17 protein-coding genes are annotated in these 16,781 nt (G+C 48.8%); 7 read left to right on the top strand and 10 right to left on the bottom strand.

Translation table 11 applies throughout. The annotated features are described in order from the left end of the window. Nucleotides 1–137: 137 nt before the first annotated feature. Nucleotides 138–800 carry a beta-phosphoglucomutase gene (pgmB, locus tag D3D03_RS11080; RefSeq protein ID WP_119923605.1) on the bottom strand — a complete coding sequence of 221 codons (663 nt, stop codon included), beginning with the start codon at nucleotides 798–800 and terminating at the stop codon, nucleotides 138–140. Between the two features lie 275 nt (nucleotides 801–1,075). On the opposite strand from pgmB, the gene secA2 reads away from it, so the two are divergent. Both secA2 and D3D03_RS11070 read left to right on the top strand, forming a co-directional pair. Continuing rightward, the gene (gene secA2, locus D3D03_RS11075) at nucleotides 1,076–3,436 is read left to right on the top strand and encodes an accessory Sec system translocase SecA2 (RefSeq protein WP_119923604.1); all 2,361 of its coding nucleotides are present in this window, start codon (nucleotides 1,076–1,078) and stop codon (nucleotides 3,434–3,436) included. Then, a complete protein-coding gene (locus D3D03_RS11070) occupies nucleotides 3,420–4,178 on the top strand; it encodes an SLAP domain-containing protein (protein WP_119923603.1) in 759 nt (252 codons plus the stop codon). Before secA2 ends, D3D03_RS11070 begins: the two co-directional genes overlap by 17 nt. A 48-nt stretch (nucleotides 4,179–4,226) precedes the next feature. Here the strand turns inward: D3D03_RS11070 and D3D03_RS11065 are convergent, their stop codons facing one another. Beyond that, complete coding sequence (locus D3D03_RS11065; RefSeq protein ID WP_233550691.1) at nucleotides 4,227–4,559, bottom strand: Asp23/Gls24 family envelope stress response protein; 333 nt, start codon at nucleotides 4,557–4,559, stop codon at nucleotides 4,227–4,229. Nucleotides 4,560–4,610: 51 nt separating this feature from the next. Next, complete coding sequence (locus tag D3D03_RS11060) at nucleotides 4,611–5,678, bottom strand: acyltransferase family protein (RefSeq protein WP_026832095.1); 1,068 nt, start codon at nucleotides 5,676–5,678, stop codon at nucleotides 4,611–4,613. 43 nt (nucleotides 5,679–5,721) lie between these two features. Between D3D03_RS11060 and D3D03_RS11055 the strand changes: the two genes are divergently transcribed. After that, a complete protein-coding gene (locus D3D03_RS11055) occupies nucleotides 5,722–6,462 on the top strand; it encodes an SGNH/GDSL hydrolase family protein (RefSeq protein ID WP_119923602.1) in 741 nt (246 codons plus the stop codon). Between the two features lie 409 nt (nucleotides 6,463–6,871). Further along, nucleotides 6,872–7,339, top strand: a complete 468-nt coding sequence (locus D3D03_RS11050; protein WP_026832093.1) for a hypothetical protein — start codon at nucleotides 6,872–6,874, stop codon at nucleotides 7,337–7,339. A gap of 56 nt (nucleotides 7,340–7,395) precedes the next feature. Here D3D03_RS11050 and D3D03_RS11045 read toward each other — a convergent pair whose 3' ends face one another. Together D3D03_RS11045 and D3D03_RS11040 are read right to left on the bottom strand one after the other, a co-directional pair. Continuing rightward, complete coding sequence (locus D3D03_RS11045; RefSeq protein ID WP_119923601.1) at nucleotides 7,396–7,998, bottom strand: alpha/beta hydrolase; 603 nt, start codon at nucleotides 7,996–7,998, stop codon at nucleotides 7,396–7,398. Next, on the bottom strand, nucleotides 7,995–8,939 hold the full coding sequence (locus D3D03_RS11040) for a ring-cleaving dioxygenase (protein ID WP_199700016.1): 945 nt from the start codon (nucleotides 8,937–8,939) through the stop codon (nucleotides 7,995–7,997). Before D3D03_RS11040 ends, D3D03_RS11045 begins: the two co-directional genes overlap by 4 nt. A gap of 173 nt (nucleotides 8,940–9,112) precedes the next feature. On the opposite strand from D3D03_RS11040, the gene D3D03_RS11035 reads away from it, so the two are divergent. The 3 genes from D3D03_RS11035 (at nucleotide 9,113) to D3D03_RS11025 (ending at nucleotide 11,696) form a co-directional block, all read left to right on the top strand. Beyond that, nucleotides 9,113–10,006: an ABC transporter ATP-binding protein gene (locus D3D03_RS11035; protein ID WP_026832090.1), complete on the top strand. Its 894-nt coding sequence runs from the start codon at nucleotides 9,113–9,115 to the stop codon at nucleotides 10,004–10,006. Continuing rightward, nucleotides 9,996–11,198: an ABC transporter permease gene (locus D3D03_RS11030; protein ID WP_119923599.1), complete on the top strand. Its 1,203-nt coding sequence runs from the start codon at nucleotides 9,996–9,998 to the stop codon at nucleotides 11,196–11,198. Before D3D03_RS11035 ends, D3D03_RS11030 begins: the two co-directional genes overlap by 11 nt. Before the next feature lie 66 nt (nucleotides 11,199–11,264). After that, nucleotides 11,265–11,696, top strand: coding sequence for a hypothetical protein (locus tag D3D03_RS11025; RefSeq protein WP_026832088.1), 432 nt, complete (start codon nucleotides 11,265–11,267; stop codon nucleotides 11,694–11,696). Nucleotides 11,697–11,743: 47 nt separating this feature from the next. Here D3D03_RS11025 and D3D03_RS11020 read toward each other — a convergent pair whose 3' ends face one another. The 5 genes from D3D03_RS11020 to D3D03_RS11000 are packed head-to-tail and all read right to left on the bottom strand — an operon-like array spanning nucleotide 11,744 to nucleotide 16,728. Next, nucleotides 11,744–12,373, bottom strand: a complete 630-nt coding sequence (locus D3D03_RS11020; protein ID WP_119923598.1) for a helix-turn-helix domain-containing protein — start codon at nucleotides 12,371–12,373, stop codon at nucleotides 11,744–11,746. 25 nt (nucleotides 12,374–12,398) lie between these two features. Next, nucleotides 12,399–14,330, bottom strand: coding sequence for an ABC transporter permease (locus D3D03_RS11015; RefSeq protein WP_119923597.1), 1,932 nt, complete (start codon nucleotides 14,328–14,330; stop codon nucleotides 12,399–12,401). Next, a complete protein-coding gene (locus D3D03_RS11010) occupies nucleotides 14,296–15,060 on the bottom strand; it encodes an ABC transporter ATP-binding protein (protein WP_119923596.1) in 765 nt (254 codons plus the stop codon). The genes D3D03_RS11015 and D3D03_RS11010 overlap by 35 nt, the downstream gene beginning before the upstream one ends. Then, a complete protein-coding gene (locus tag D3D03_RS11005) occupies nucleotides 15,053–16,045 on the bottom strand; it encodes a sensor histidine kinase (protein ID WP_119923595.1) in 993 nt (330 codons plus the stop codon). Before D3D03_RS11005 ends, D3D03_RS11010 begins: the two co-directional genes overlap by 8 nt. Further along, nucleotides 16,042–16,728, bottom strand: coding sequence for a response regulator transcription factor (locus tag D3D03_RS11000; RefSeq protein WP_119923594.1), 687 nt, complete (start codon nucleotides 16,726–16,728; stop codon nucleotides 16,042–16,044). Before D3D03_RS11000 ends, D3D03_RS11005 begins: the two co-directional genes overlap by 4 nt. Nucleotides 16,729–16,781 lie beyond the last annotated feature (53 nt).

The raw sequence follows: 16,781 nt of genomic DNA, 5'->3' as shown, positions 1-16,781 counted from the left end.
TAAAGCGAGTGATTCCTTTTTAGGTGAATTCTTTTTGCATGACAAAAGGACCGCTCAGGGAAGCGGTCCTTTTATACTCACATGAAAAGAGATCAATCAGATGAAACTGTCAACCATCAGGGAATGGTCAAAAGTCATTAGCGACTAGCTAGAATTTGCTCAAGGGAAAGCAAATCCGTCGAATCGACACGATAGTCTGCCTCATGTAACGTCGTTTCCGGTCCGACTCCGACAGCATACATACCTGCTGCGTGAATCGCCGTGATACCTGCTGCTGCATCTTCTACACCGATACAACGTGCCGGTTCGACGCCAAGCGCCTCCGCTGCCCGTAAAAACACTTCAGGGTGTGGTTTCGACTGGGCTACGGTAGCGGCATCGACGATATCATCAAAATAGTGCCGAACTCCAAGTGCCTCAACGACGCTCAACGCATTTTTAGAAGCCGACGCCATTCCGATTTTCAGTCCAGCAGCACGGATTTCATCAAGGAACGCAATGATTCCCGGTAGAAGGTCCTGTTCTGAGATATGTTGGATCAACGTGACGTAATGGTCATTTTTTTTCGTCGCGAGCGCATTTTTTTCTTGTTCCGTGAAAGCATCCTGCTTTCCGCCAAGTGTTAAAATCCGCTCGAGCGAATCGGTCCGACTGACGCCTTTTAGTGTTTCATTAAAATCCCGGTCGAACGGAATATTCAACTCCTCACCCAGTTGTTTCCAAGCCAGATAATGATACTCGGCTGTATCGGTAATTACGCCGTCTAAATCAAAAATAACGGCTTCGATCGTTGGTGCCATCCGACATCCATCCTTTCATCCATCGTACATGAAAGACAAGAAATCGAATGATTTGCGCAAACGATTGCACTTGCCTCAAGAATTATTTTACCTGTTCACTCACCTCTTTGCAAGCGTTATCAAAAAACAAAAGAAAAACAATTATTCCTTTAAAAAGAAAACGTTTTCAATTTCAAGGGAATGTTTTACTTTTTTCGTTCTTTACTATTCGTTTTACAATTTTTAACTGTTATAATGAAGCCAGTCTGATAGTCGAACTAAAGGAGTGACCAACTATGTTTCAGCGTGTTAAACAATTAATAGATGAACAGAGCCGCAGAATGCGGCGTTATGAAAAAACCGTTTTATTAATTAACAGCTTAGAAGCAGAAATGGAACAAAAAACCGATGATGAATTGCGACAACTGACCCAATCCTTAAAAGACCGTCTACAAGCCGGTGAAAAAATCGAAGCGGTCACGGTCACCGCCTTTGCACTCGTGCGCGAGGCAAGCAAACGGACACTCGGATTACGTCATTACGATGTGCAGTTGTTAGGCGGGCTTTCGCTGCTTTCGGGTCATATTGCCGAAATGGCGACCGGTGAAGGGAAAACCTTGGTCGCTTCCCTCGCAAGCTTCACCCAGGCTTTACACGGTCACGGTGTCCACGTCATCACGGTCAACGAGTATCTCGCCCGACGTGATGCGGAACAGATTGGTCAAATTCACCGTTTCCTCGGCTTGACGGTCGGCATTAATTCAGCGGAACTGTCGTTTGAGGAAAAACAACAGGCTTACGCTTCTGACATTACATATGGCGTCGGAACCGAATTCGGCTTTGATTACTTGCGGGACCACCTCATCATGCGACCTGAGGAGCGTCTGCAGCGTCCACTTCGTTTCGCCTTGATTGATGAAGTCGACAGCGTATTGATTGACGAGGCGAAAACCCCGCTCATCATGGCGGAACGTGATACCGTCCACGAAGGATTACAACAGCTGATCCGTCACGTCGTGCAGGATTTTACGAATGAAACGGATTATACATTTGATGAAGAAATCAAAGCCGTTGCCTTGACCGATCAAGGGATCGAGACGATTGAACGGGTCTTCGGCATCGATCAATTGTTTGCTGCTGAACATGCCGTCTTGTTCCATTACGTCATCCAAGCGCTGCGCGCGCACGTCGTTTTGCAACGCGACGTTGATTATATCGTCAAGGACGACAAGATTGCTCTTGTTGATCTTTTCACGGGACGTTTGATGGAAGGACGCAGCTTGTCGGACGGTCTCCATCAAGCGCTGGAAGCAAAAGAACAGGTCAGTGTGACGGAAGAAAATCGAACGACGGCGCAAATTACGATTCAACATTACTTTCGGTTGTACCGGCATGTCTGCGGCATGACGGGAACCGCTGCGACTTCCCGGGATGAATTCCTGAAGACTTACCGGATGGACGTCGTCTCAATTCCGCCGAACCGACCGAAGATTCGCCATGACGACACAGACGTCCTGTTTTTGACGAGCCGGGAAAAGTATCTGGCGATCGCGGAAGCGACTGCGGCGACCCACGCAACCGGTCAACCGGTTCTGATCGGAACGACTTCGATCGAACAATCGTTGAAAGTCGCACAAGTCTTAGACGACAAAAACATTCCCTATGAAATTTTGAATGCCAAGACGGTCGATCAAGAAATCCGGATCATCGCCTCAGCAGGTCAATCCGGCCGAGTGACGATTGCGACGAACATGGCGGGTCGCGGCACCGATATCCTGCTTGACGACACCGCAAAAGAACAGGGTGGTTTGTTCGTCATCGGAACAGAACGCCACGAATCCGTCCGAATCGACAACCAGTTGCGCGGCCGCGCCGGTCGTCAGGGGGATCCCGGTTTGACACGTTTTTATCTCTCGCTTGAAGATGAGTTACCCCGCCGTTTTGCCCGCGATCGGCTGGTACGCGTCAAAAAGAAACTCGGTTCCGTCAGCGGTCCGATCGCGGCGAAAGAAGCCCAACAGCTGATGGCATATGCGCAGGAGACCTGTGAGTCCGTCAACCGAAGTGTTCGGGACGATCTCGTGCAACTCGAGGAAGTCATCAGTGAACAGCGGCTTGCCATCTATCGTTTGCGAAATCAAATCGTCGACTCGGCGACGCTTGATCAATTTGTGCACCCCTTCGCCCGCCAAACGATTTATTCCTATATCGAGCAGTATTTAACGGATGATCTCGTGCCGGAGGAATGGCCGATCGATTTATTGAAAACAGAACTCGAACAATTGCTCCACCAACCGGTCACATTAGTGCCGGCGGATTCGGTCGACACCGTCAAACAAGAGATCGAGCCCCTTGTGGAAACGATTGAGCAATTGATGGCTCGGCACCTCTCTGAACACGAGGAGACAGCACGCCGTTTCATGCTGCTGGCGCTTGACGAACAATGGACCAGTCACTTGACTGCCATGAACTCGCTGAAAGAAGGGATTCACCTCCGGAGTTACGGTCAGGAACAACCGGTCCGGATTTTTGAACGGGAAGGCATGGATTATTTCCGTTATGCCATCTTCAGCTTTGAAAAACAAGTCGTCTCAGGCTTTTGCCGTTTTGAAGAGACACCGATGCAAGGAGGACTCATTCATGCAACCGTCGACTGATTCTGTCTGGATTCAACCTGCGCTGTACTTTACCGAGGATATGCCGATTGTCAAAGAAGATGAATATGTATTTCGTTATGCGGTGAATCAGTTGCCAAAACTCGGACCGGGTCAACTGGCGATTCATCTGTTTCAGGTGTTACAAACAGATCCACTTCATGTCATCGCCCTGTTTCAAAATACACTCGACCAACAGTTCCAGCTCAATGATTTAGTTGTTCTGGTCCTGTCCGGCGACCAACTCGTCGCCCGAAAGACCTTTACGATCGAAGAAGTCCCCGTCCTGCTTCCGATGGCGACATTACCGCTCTGGCTCGAATTTTCAGAGGAAGAACGATTCGTCGACTTTGAAACGCTAGAGGCTCCTCTTGAACTCGTGTTCTCGAATGAGCATTTATCTGATCTCGTGATTGATGACACGTTTACTTTGTCGGAGCAACGATTGATTCGACAAGTCGCTTTTTCGCATCCAACTCCACCAACAGATGGTTGGTCGCTGTTGCCTGTCTCGATTTTCAAGCGGGAGCACACTGTCGAAGCCATCGTCCTAGTCCGCAATCCGAACGAACAGTCGCTTGAGCTGGATTCTCTCACGTTTGAGCTCGTATCGGGCGAGCAGACTGTATCGACTGCCGGGCACGGGTCCGTCCACGTCTCTGCTACGAGTGAGACGGCCATCCGACTCGTCTTTGACTACATGGCTCCGGCGGTGGATTCCCTTGCGTTACGGTATCTTCCTTAACGATTAAAAAAATGGACTTCTCGTCAGTGACGAAAAGTCCATTTTTGATTATCCTTTTAATAAACCGATGACGCGGACGTTGATCGCTTTTGGCTGGAATGCCAACATGTTTTCCATGTCTTGGGCGATGCGCTCCTGGACCTTGCCGGCTGTTTTGATGATTGACATCCCGTATTTGATATGCACGGACAGGCTGACCGTGATCGAACCGTCGACATCTTCGACCTTCACCAGTTTCACCATCTGTTTTTCCTGTAATTTTGAATCGTCCTGCGTAAAGGCAATACCTTCTGTTTCCTGAACTGCTACCCCGGCAATGACTTCAATGACTTGTTGCGAAACGTTTACGACACCATCCGCATTGTTTAAGTTATACGACATACTTTCCACGCCCTTCATCAATTAATCGCTCTACCTTAAATTGTATAGCATTTAACCTTTTTTTGAAAGGTCTTGTCGTTCTTCGACAATTGGACGAATATCAATTTCAATCAATGGTCGTAAGATCCGCACGACGAGCGGGTGAATGATGACCCCAACAATCAGTAACCCGACACCGGTGACGATCAGCAGCGCGAGCCACGGTTGCGGCACGAACGCTTCCGTCACGTATTGCCGCCATGCCATGACGAAGAAGACGTGGAGCAGATAGACGTATAAACTGAGTTCGCCGGCGCGTGTCACGAGCGGCAGACGGCGCATCGGGACAAGCATCATGAATCCAAGCGACGCCGTAATCGAGAGGAAATAGATCACGCCGTGCTTCAAGACACCGATCCAGGCATCACTGTCATACTGGACGACATACGGGAAGCGGTGCTTAAAGGCATTGGCGAGCGCGACGATTTCCTGTGGTGTATCCCGCCATGCTTCATATAATAGGAAGCCGACGACACTTGCAAACGCCAGCCCGCCGATCAACCGCACATTCATCCGCCGCTTAAAGTTTTTCGGCATTTCAAAAATCCGAATGAATTCATGCTCGGACAAGTAGTTTCCGAGAAGGAAGTAGGGATAAAACATGATCAATTTTCGTAGGGCTAAAAATCCTGTATTTTCGAGTTCAAAGCCGTATAACAAGGCAAAGGCCAGTCCGAACCAGACATACCCACGCAGATGGACGACATACGGTGTGACGATATACCAGACGACCATGACGAAGAGATACCAAAGGGCCCAGTATGGTCGTAACAGATGCGTTCCGATATTCTCGCCTGATAACAGCGGCAATCCTTCTCCAAACGTCGCCCATGATCCAATCAGGATTTGCCAGACACAATAAACGGCAAACAGTTGGATGACACGGAGATATTTATTTTCCCGGAAGAAGTAGCCACTTAAGATGATGAATAATGGCATGTGGAACGAATAAATGATCAGATACACCGTTTCAAGCAGTTTCCCGTCATAGTCAAACCGTAAATCGGTCAGCATGTGACCGATGACGACGAAAATGACGAGAAATCCTTTGATATTGTCGAACCATGGATTTCGATTCATGTTACACTACCCCTTATACTCCCTCGAAAGGAACGATTGTTTTATGAAAAAAGCTCTACTCATTCTCTCTGTTGTCGTAAACATCGTCCTCCTTGCCCTTCTGTTAGGACGGAAACCACTCGAGTTATTTGAAAGTGCCTTTCCTGCAACGAGTACGCAACCAGTGACGACATTCCAGTACACCAAAAATCCGAACTATGTTCGCTTGAATAGTCTCTTCCATACTTATCAATACCCAAAATCGCCGAATGCTGTCATGTTGGGTGATTCAATGACGAATTTTGCAGATTGGCGGATCTTGTTGAATGATCCGACGATCGTCAACTTCGGCATTCCGGGGGATACGACGGAAGGATTTTTGACCCGACTGGATCTCATCGTGGAGATGAAACCAAAACGTGTCTTTTTAATGGGCGGCATCAACGATATCCGGCATTTCACGCCGATTCCGACGATTACGGAAAACATGACGACGATTGTGACGACTCTTCGAAAAAATAACATCGATGTTGTCATCCAGTCAACGTTACCCGTTGCGCCTAAATATTCGGACTCCGTTCGAGTCAACCGGGATGTCGAAGCGTTAAACCGGAACTTGGAACAGCTGGCTCAATCCCTCGACGCCGAGTTCATCGACTTACGCCCAGGATTGACGAATCAACAAGGATATCTTCAAAACCGGATGACCTACGATGGTCTCCATCTGGTCGGCGGCGGTTATTTACGCTGGAGTGATGCGTTGAAACCTTTTGCTGAGAAAATCCAGATTACTGAAAACCAATAAATAAATCGTTAGCCGATCGTTAAACACCGATTCGATTTTTTGATCAAATTCAGGCATGACAAAAGGGAGATTCCGTAAACCGGAACCTCCCTTTTTTAAGGTCCATCTTAAAAATGAACCGCTCTTTGCTTAGTCTTCTTGGTTTTTGACACCCATGTATGCGGCGATGCTTGATGCTGAGAATACAGCGATTGCGACGACGCCAACTGCGATCCACACGACTTGATCCATCTTTTCTCCCCCTTATATGTAACCGTTCACTTTCTTTTTTTAGCGTACACGAAATTCGTCAAGAAAGAAACACATTTTCTATGTCTAAGGACTGGACGTTTCGGGAAAAAGTAACTATAGTAAAAGGACAACTATAAATTGTCAGAAAATTCGATTATTTAACAAGGAGGTGATTCTGATGGCTACTCCAATCCTTAAACCAAGAGTTATGATGCAGCAACGAAGTACAGTCAACTTTGGCTATTGGCTCGTCATCGGTCTCATTGGATGGACGATGCTCAGCTTTGTCACGGGACTCCGTGAAGTACTCGTAAACCTTCCTTTCTATGAAAGCATTCCACTTGCCCTGACCGTCGTCTTCCTGACAGGCGTCCTGTTAAAGATGGCACGCGATGAATGGTGGATCCGGTATCTCGACCGCCAAACCCAGTTTTACATCGGTCATGAAACCGTTCTGAGCTGGTGCCCCATCATCGACAGCATGTGGTTGATCCGCAAACCGATGCGCCGCGAACTCCGTCACCTCTACAAACACATCACGCAAACGAAAGCATCCCAAGAATCGATTGAAACACTCGCCACGCAACTCGTCGAACGCGGCGTCCTCATCGTCTATTCACGTCCTAAGAGCGATCATCCGGCTTAAACAAAAAGCATGGAATACCGGGACAACAGCTCCCTGGATTCCATGCTTTTTGTCTGTTATTTTTTAACTGCCAACCATTGTGCCGCCGCTTCGATCGTCGGCATGACGAGTTGGTGACCATGGTGAGACCAAGTCACGTCGACGTCTGCGCCGGCCTGTTCAAACAGTTGCGACAGCTCCTCGGTTTCTGAAGCCGGACAAATCGGATCATTGGTCCCTGCCCCGATGAAAACCCGGACCTGTGAGGAATCGGGCAACGTCAGACCGCGTCGCGGAACCATCGGATGAAGCAGGATCGCCTGTTCAAACAAACGTTTTTCAAACATCATGTTCGCTGCGATGTTGGCTCCGTTCGAATAGCCGACCGGTATGAGTTGATCAACAGCGAAACCGTGTGTTTCGCTCATTTCTTCCAAGAAGGTGATCAACCGCTCTGTCCGGAGCGCAAGGTCTGCTTCGTCAAATACACCTTCCGCCAATCGTTTAAAGAAGCGCGGCATTCCGTTTTCCGTTACCTCGCCCCGGACCGACAGATAGCCGGCTTCCGGATGTAACAGTGACACGAGCCCAATCAAATCCTGCTCCGTCCCGCCTGTTCCGTGTAACAAAAGAAAAATCGGTGCGTCCGGTTGTTTCGCCGGTTCAAATAGATGGATCATACAAGTCTCCCCTTTGGTAGTGTAATCGGTGCGACATGTCCTTCAATCGTCGCCCGGTGTGCTTCAAATTGCTCCGGTAACTTTAACTCTTCACCCAATGCTTCAAACGCTTCATCGACGGCAAAACCAGGGATATCGGTTGCGATTTCATGCAAAATCCGACCCCGGTCATGGAAGTAAATCGATGTGAAGTAATTGCGGTCTTTGACCTCTGTCGTCATCAGACCAAAGGCATTGATTTGTTTCATCCAATCGAGTTGATCCGCCTGATCGTTCGAGCGCCACGCGATATGGTGAACGGTTCCTGCTCCCGGTCGTCCGACAGGAACATTCGCATGCAGGACGTCAACCGTGTTTCCAAATTCACCGGCCGCTGCGTATCGGTCCATCGTTTCTGACCGTTTCGCAAGCGTCAATCCGAATGCTTCCGTCAAAAGACGTGCCGTATCCGTTGGATCGTGCGACAGCAACGTCGCTCCGGCAAACCCTTTGATGGCGACGTCGGTAGAAATCCCGTCGATTTCAAAACGGCTGTTTGGTCCCTCGGTTCGTTCGACCAGTTCGATTTGTAAGCCATGCGGATCCTTGAAGACCAACTGCTTTTCGCCGAACCGTTCCGCTTCTTCGAACATGACATCTTTTGCCGTCAAGCGGTTTTTCCAAAAATCGTATGCACCGGCTGGAATGGCATAAGCGGTCGTTCCGACTTGTCCGGCACCGACTTTGCCTTGCTGGATCCCTTCAAACGGGAAAAAGGTGATGATTGTTCCCGGCGCACCGGATTCATTGCCGAAATAAAAATGATACGTCCCCGGATCGTCAAAATTGACGGTTTTTTTTACAAAACGTAACCCGAGCACCGTTCCGTAAAAATCAAGATTTTCCTGTGGATTACCGACCATTGCGGTAATATGGTGAATTCCTTTTGTTTGCATACGCATGATCTCCCCCTTGTTCGTTCTCTTTAACACAATAATAGTAACTAATTTACTAAAAGTAAACCGATATGCTTGATTTGTTTCTTTTCTGGAACCTTTAACCATTTTTTCCGTAGGTGTAGAATGAATACAGTCTATCTAGTCACTTATTGATTCAGAAAAAGGAGGATCGATTCATGCTGGAAATCAAAAACATCACAAAACAGTTTGGAACATTCACAGCGGTCGACGAACTGTCCTTTCATGTACCGGAAGGACAAATTTTCGGTTTGCTCGGGGCGAATGGGGCCGGCAAGACGACGACGTTCCGGATGCTGCTCGGTTTATTGCAACCGACCGAAGGATCCATCACGTGGAAAGGACAACCGATTCCGCTCTCAAAGATCGGTTATCTCCCGGAAGAACGGGGATTGTATCCGAAAATCCGCGTCGATGAACAGTTGATCTTCTTAGCGGAACTACGTGAGATGAAACGAAAAGATGCAAAACAATCTTTGCAGGAGTGGCTGAACTATTTCCAGATTCCGCAGTATGAGAAGATGCGGGTCGAACAATTATCAAAAGGAAATCAACAAAAAATCCAACTGATTTCCGCCGTCTTACATAAACCGGACTTATTGATTTTAGATGAACCGTTCAGCGGACTGGATCCGGTCAACGTCGAACAGTTGAAAAAGGCCGTCCGTAAATTGACCGCAGACGGAACGACAATCGTTTTCTCGAGCCACCGGATGGACCATGTCGAAGAATTGTGTGAACATGTCGCAATCCTCGACCACGGAAAACCGGTCGTTGCCGGATATCTGCCTGATATCAAGGCAGGTTACGGAAAGACACGCGTCTTGTTGACGACAGATGCCCCGCCTCTGTTGTGGGACGCGCTTCCCGGTATCCTCCAGGTCGAATCAGACGGGACCGGTCATAACTTGCAAGTCGAATCCAAGGAAGCAGCCGATGCATTGTTACGTCATTTGATCACGGAAGGTTTCCATGTCGAACGATTCGTCTGGGACCAGCTGTCGCTTCAAGATATCTTCATCGAGGAGGTCGGAAAACGTTATGAACCGTAAATTCTTTACCTTGTATCGTTTCAGTCTCCTGCAAAAACTGCGGGCCAAAAGTTTTTTGATTTCGACGGTGTTAATGATTGTTTTCCTCGTCGGGTTCAGTAACATCGAGCGGATCATCGATTGGTTCTCGGGCGACGATCCGAAAATCGCCGTCGTCACTTCACTTGATACCGACATTCTTCCTGTCTTAAAAGAGGTCGGAATCAAAACAGATATTACCCAAAAAGACTACACGCTGAAACAGGCGCGACAAGTCGTCGACAAAGGTACGTATGATGCCGTCGCCTTATTGTCCGATGATCCATACCGGGTCACATTGATCAGTGCGAGTCCGGAGCAGGAGTTGCAGACACAGTTGTCAACGGCTCTGAAACAAGTCCGCGATCAGAACATCATCACGGAAGCAGAGGTCGATCCCGCTCTGCTCGCCTCTCTCGCTAATCCGATTGATGTGAAACAGGAATTGACGTCGACCGGCGGAAAAAGTGAAGATGAACTGTTCGCCGCTTCGGCTCTCGTTTATGTCCTGCTCTTTTTGATGTACTTCACGATTGCGATTTACGGCGGAATGATCGTCACGGAAATCGCCAACGAAAAATCATCACGTGTCATGGAACTGTTGATTTCTGCAGCCAGTCCGATTCAGCATATGCTCGCTAAAATCACTTCGATCGCGACCGTCAGTCTCATTCAGCTGTCGTTACTCGTCGGTGTCGGATACTATAGTGCGCAAAGCAGCAGCCTGTTTAATCAATTGTCACTCGATTCACTGAGCGTCAAGACGATTGTTTACCTGTTCGTCTTTTTCCTGCTCGGTTATCTGCTCTATGCGACGTTACTCGCCGCCCTCGGCTCACTCGTCAGCCGTGTTGAAGATGCCCAGCAAGTGACGTTGCCGGTCATCATGTTGATCGTCGCAGCGTTCACTGTCTCGATCTTCAGCTTGAATGCACCGACGAATCAAGCGGTCGTCGTCTTATCGTTTGTACCGTTCTTTACGCCGATGCTGATGTTCCTCCGGGTCATGTTGACGGAAGTACCGGTCTGGCAAGTTGCCTTATCCCTGATCCTGATGGGTCTCAGCATCGCTCTTGCCCTGTTTGTCGGAACAAAATTTTACCGGGGCGGTGTCCTGTTCTACGGCTCCAATCCGTTAAAACAATTACGCCGGATCTTAGGTGGACGGCAGTAGTGGTTTACAAGATGAATCGTTTCCGCTATCGTTAGGTGAGAAAAAGCCTTTAGGAGGAACTACGTTATGCGGTCTCGTTTTTGGGCAGCGATTTTATTTACTGCTGTCGCCATTGTCTCGTCCCTTGTCATGTTTACGAAATTCCCACAAGCAAGTGAGACATGGAAACTTGTCCTCGCCTACGGAGGGACGACATTCATCGTCAGTCTGTTTTATTGGTCCTTCGTTGCCGTCCGGATTCAATCTTCTCGTTTGTACGGCAGTTGGATCGGTGTTTTTATCGGCGGAACGACTGTATTGCTTGTCTGTGTCGCCCGCTTTTTACTTCGGGGAGACTTCATGATGATCTTCAAATGGCAGGCAATGCTCGGCAGCCTGACCTTAAACTTCGGTTATGTCGGTTGGGTGCTCGTCATCGCAAACGCGATCATCGGTTTCCTGATTGGACGTACCCGTCAAAAAGGACGCCGTGCGCCTCGTCCGGCTCCACAACGTTAATGAATTCAAAAACGCCGTCTCTGTCAAAGAGACGGCGTTTTTTCGTGTTATTTCCGGTGATACCGCGAGCGGTTGATCTGTTGACTATACTTTGAATAACAGGTCGTTTCCGAAACTTCCGCCTCTTCCGTCAGACGGTTGAGGTATTCATCCAACTGAAGCATCGTCGGTAATTTATCGGAAAACAATTCAAACGTTTCATTCGCTTTTTGTCGATTCAGTTCCCCGGCTTCCATGACCGCTTCGACCAGTTCATGAAAAATCCGTTGTTCCGTCGCATCCATCGTTTGTTCAATCCGTTTGACATCTTCGTCATACATCAAATCAAACAACCGCATCCGTTCCTCGAGTTGTTGCTCAATCAACGACTCATCCTGCCCCATCGTTTGCTCGTAGGCGAGCCGCATTTCTTCGAGCGGTGTTTTTTCCTGCATGACGAATTTTAATGACTCCCCGGTCCAAATATGCCGCGCCAAGTAACTCGGATCAATCTGTAATGCTTCGGCCAACGATTCGATGTAGGCTTTCGTCGGGTAGACTTCGCTCAGTTCCGTCCGGCGAATGAAATACGGTGCGACACCAAGACGTTTTGCCAACTCCTCAATCGAGATTCCGGCCCGTTCTCGCAGGATTCGGATCCGGTCCCCGTATCCCCGGTAAGGTGAATGATCCAGCATGTTATCCCTCCTCGCTATGCTTTTATCATACCCTTGAATCCGCCATTGGATACATCGAACTTTCGCACGATTTTTTAAGCAGGTGACGCGGATAACGAATCCAAAGCGGTAAGATGCTGATCAAGTAGAAGAAGGTGACGATTCCAATCCAAATCAAGGAGAGAGGGAGATACGGTCCAAGCTTCAGACCACCTTCCGACAAGATGACCTGAAAAAGTAACCAGGCGTGAAAAATCGAGATCAGATACGGGACCATCAAGACCGCTCCATACTTGACGAGCAAAAAGGTTCGGATGCTGCGCTTACTGAAACCAAGGGCAAACAATGTCTTCAAGCGTTTCTGTTCCTTCTCGGCCGTCATCTGCATCCAGACATGCAGGAAACTTGCATTGATGACGAACAACCAGATCGTCAGCAAGATGACGACGAATGAGACGAGACGAACAATCCGGATGCCGTCCAGTTCATCTTCCGTTTCATTGATCAATTGATAAGGTGCTTTTGCCTTTTCGGCCATATTCGATTTGGATTGGATGTTGCGAACGATCGACATCCAATCCTCCCAAGATTTTGTTCCATAGTCCGTGTACGACGGGGTATCAAACACACGGATCGTCGCAAGTGGACGCTTGAGTTGTGCAAATTCGCTGTCCGTGACGACGAACAAGGTCTCGATCCGATCATTGTATCCAAACAACAGTCCGTGGTCCGAAGCTTCCTCTAAACCGTAACCCGCTTCTTTCATCTCTGCTTGTGCTTGTTTCATAGTCGGTGTGACTTCCTTGATTTGGACCGGCCGCGCCGGAATCATAAAGGCTTCTCCGCTCGTTAAGGCGCGCGGCTCATAGCCGAGATGCTGCATCAATTGGTTGTAGTCCGATAACGGCAACACATAACGCGTGTCAAACGATTTTAAACGGACCTCCTGTTGATACTTATCCGGAAAGGTCTCCGTCATCATCTGTCGGATGGTGCCCAATCGCTTCGACGGTTGTGTCGACTCCTCATAATAAACGAGACCAAACTGGTTTTTCGACGAGACATCAAAACCAATCAGTTGAAACACAAAAACAAGCCCGACCGCCGTCAAGGCGCATGATGTCAAAATCGTCCCGAGCGCAACCAACGTACTGTTTGTCCGTAACTGGACCGCAATCTCGGAAATGATTAATTTACGTAACGACAAGCGCCGGGGACGGTACAGTTTCAGGAGTGTCGGAATGACATGCCGACAGAAAAAAAAGGAACCGATGAAAATGACCAACGGAAAGACAAGTAAAAAGTTCCCTTGTCTTGTGATTGCCAAATAATAACCGTAAAACAGCGTGAGTATCCCCAATCCCTGAACGGCCAGACTCAACCGGACCCGAAAACGGGACCGTGTCCGGACGGGACGATCGGGACGAAAGCGGTAGATGGCAAGAACAGTCGCTATCAGCAGGACCAACAAAGCACCTGCAATCAACACCAACGATGAAAGAACGGAGATTTCAGTCGACAGTTTTGGTAAAAACATGACCTTTTCAATTGACAGCAACATCAACTTCGTCAGCACGATCCCCAGTGTGATGCCCGCCATGATTGCGAGACCACCGACAATCAGAATTTCAATCAAAAAATATTTCAAAAAGTGCGAAAAACCGCTCCCGAGCGTCCGCATGATCCGCAGGTCATTTTTACGGTGCTCAAGCATCGTATACGTCGTCGAATAGATGAATAAAATACTGAAAAACAAGATGATGACTTCGGCGATGAACACGAAAATCATCGTCATTTCGATGACTTGATTCAACTGACTCAGTACTTTGGCGATATTCTGAAACGATTCACTGACGACAAGATTCCAGTAGCTGGTCGCAATCGTCATCGCGACGATGATCGTCAGGGCATACCCGTAGTACAGACGCTGGTACCGCTTGATGTTACGTAGGGCGTATTGCAGATAAGTGATGTTCATCCCCTCCTAATAACGAGAGCGATTCGATGACACGTTGGAAAAAGACACGCCGCGGCTCATCCCGGAACAGTTCGGTCTGAATACTGCCGTCTTTTAAAAACAACACATGATTACAATAGGACGCGACCGTCGGATCATGGGTGACGATGACCATCGTCATGCCGGCCTCATTTAGTTCAGCCAACAATTCCATGACGTGTTTCGTCGCTTGAAAATCAAGAGCACCGGTCGGCTCGTCCGCAAGCATCAAACGGGGCGCGTGGATCAAAGCCCGGCCAATCGCTGTCCGTTGCCGTTGTCCCCCCGACACTTCGTCGACCTGCTTATCGAGCAACTCGTCAATCTGGAGCCGCTTCGCGAGATGATGCATCTCTTCCCGTGCTGCTTTCGTCTTTTTACCGCCCAGCATCAGGGGGACAAGCATGTTTTCCGCGACCGTCAAGGAGTCGAGCAAATTGAATTCCTGAAAGATGATCCCGAGTGTCTCCCGCCGAAACCGGGTCGTTTCTTTCCGTTTGAATGTCGCCGTATCGATGCCTTGAATCAAAATCGATCCCCAACTCGGTTGATCGAGCGTCGCCAGTAAATTGATTAAGGTCGATTTCCCGCTTCCGGAAGGACCCATGACCGCGACCATCTCCCCTTCTTCGACCCGAAAGTTGATGTCGGTCAACGGCTGTTCAATCACTTTTCCCGGATAAACTTTTCCGACCTGTTTGACTTCAATCATCCTGTTTCCCTCCTACCAGTGTCAGACGACAAATCGTCCCCACCCCTTCTGTACTGTCGATTTCAACGGTATGCCCAAGCTTTTGACAGACTTGACCGACAAAGTAAAGGCCCATCCCGGTCGATTCGCCGTAACGCCGTCCGTTCTCTCCCGTAAAAAAGGCATTGAAGACACGCGGCAAATCACGTTTTGGAATCCCGACACCATCATCTTCAATCGTGACCGTCACTTGTCCCGCCTGTTCGACGGCGCGGATGACGACTTCCTGACCGTGACCCGCCGTATACTTGACGGCATTCGTGATCAGTTGAAGCAGTAAAAAGCGGAACCATTTGGCGTCCGTATACACATAAAGCTGACTTGAAAGTTCAAGCTTCGGATACACTTTATTTTTGACGAACAACCGTTTTTCCTGATTGATAATCCCTGTGACCAACGTCCGCAAATTCAATTGTTCCGCCTTCAGATCCGTTTCGATGGCTTCGAGGCGCGACGAGTACAACATTTGATCCAGACCAATCCGCATCCGGTCGACCTCATGCCGTAAATCGGTCTGAAACTGTTCACCGGGATGTTCCAGAATCAGTTCGATGACCGACAAGGGCGTCTTCATCTGGTGAATCCATTGATCGACATACCGGTGCCGTTCCTTTTCCTTTCGCCGTTCGGAGAACAGACTGTTGCGGAACAACGTTTGTTGCCGCTCCAGAAACTGTTCGACCGCAGCAGCAAGCGGTTCGTCACTATCCCTCCGAATCGGTTCCGCGACCGACTGAACCGGTGTCTGAAGCCGTTTGAGTAAGGGCAGCATGCTGAAAAAGCGGTAACTCAAATAGATGATCAAGGCAATCCCGTTCAGGAGCGCAATGTAAAAAAAGGCGGCCGGTCGGTATAAATCGTACAACCACAAGATGATGAACAAGGCAATCATCTGCCCGCTGAAAAACAGGATGCCGGGAATCGTATGCCTCAGAAACAGTTTCATCGGTCGAGCACCAGTTTGTAACCGACACCGCGGACCGTTTCGAGTCCGTCGACGCCAATCTCCGTCAATCGTTTTCGGACACGTGTGATGTTGACATTCAGCGTGTTTTCATCGACGAATGCTTCATCATCCCAAATACGTTCCAGTAAATCCCCCCGGCTGACGATTCGCGGACTGGCTGTCAGCAGCATCTCTAAAATCAATCCTTCTTTTTTCGACAGCTCGATCGACCGGTCCCCATGTTCGACGATGTAGCGATCCAAGTACAAGGTAATGCCCGCTTTGTTGACCGTCCGTTCGTCACTTTCATTGGATAACGTTCCGTAGGCGCGCCGAATCTGACTTTTGATCTTGGCGATGACGACGGCACCTTGAAACGGCTTGACGATATAATCATCCGCTCCATATTCGAGTGCCATCACCTGATCCATTTCTCCAACACGTGCCGAAATGAACAAAATCGGTGCCCGTGTTTTCATCCGCAGTTGGCGGCACCAGTAAAATCCGTCAAACTTCGGTAAATTGACGTCGAGCAAGATGACATCCGGTTGGGCTTCCTCGAATCGAGCGACGACGTCCCCGAACCCGTCTTCATGGATGACGTTAAAGTCATATCGTTCCAACAACTCTTTTAACAACAGCGCAATCTGTTGATCATCCTCTACTAATAAAATCGTTTCCATTTGCAGCTTCAACTCCTTCTTTCTCCATGATACCGAACAAAAAATGGACTGGA

The organism is Exiguobacterium sp. RIT452, from assembly GCF_003598705.1.
Classification (GTDB): domain Bacteria; phylum Bacillota; class Bacilli; order Exiguobacteriales; family Exiguobacteriaceae; genus Exiguobacterium_A; species Exiguobacterium_A undae.
Note: the sequence above shows the minus strand (reverse complement) of the source record. Positions and strands in the feature narration are given on the sequence as shown.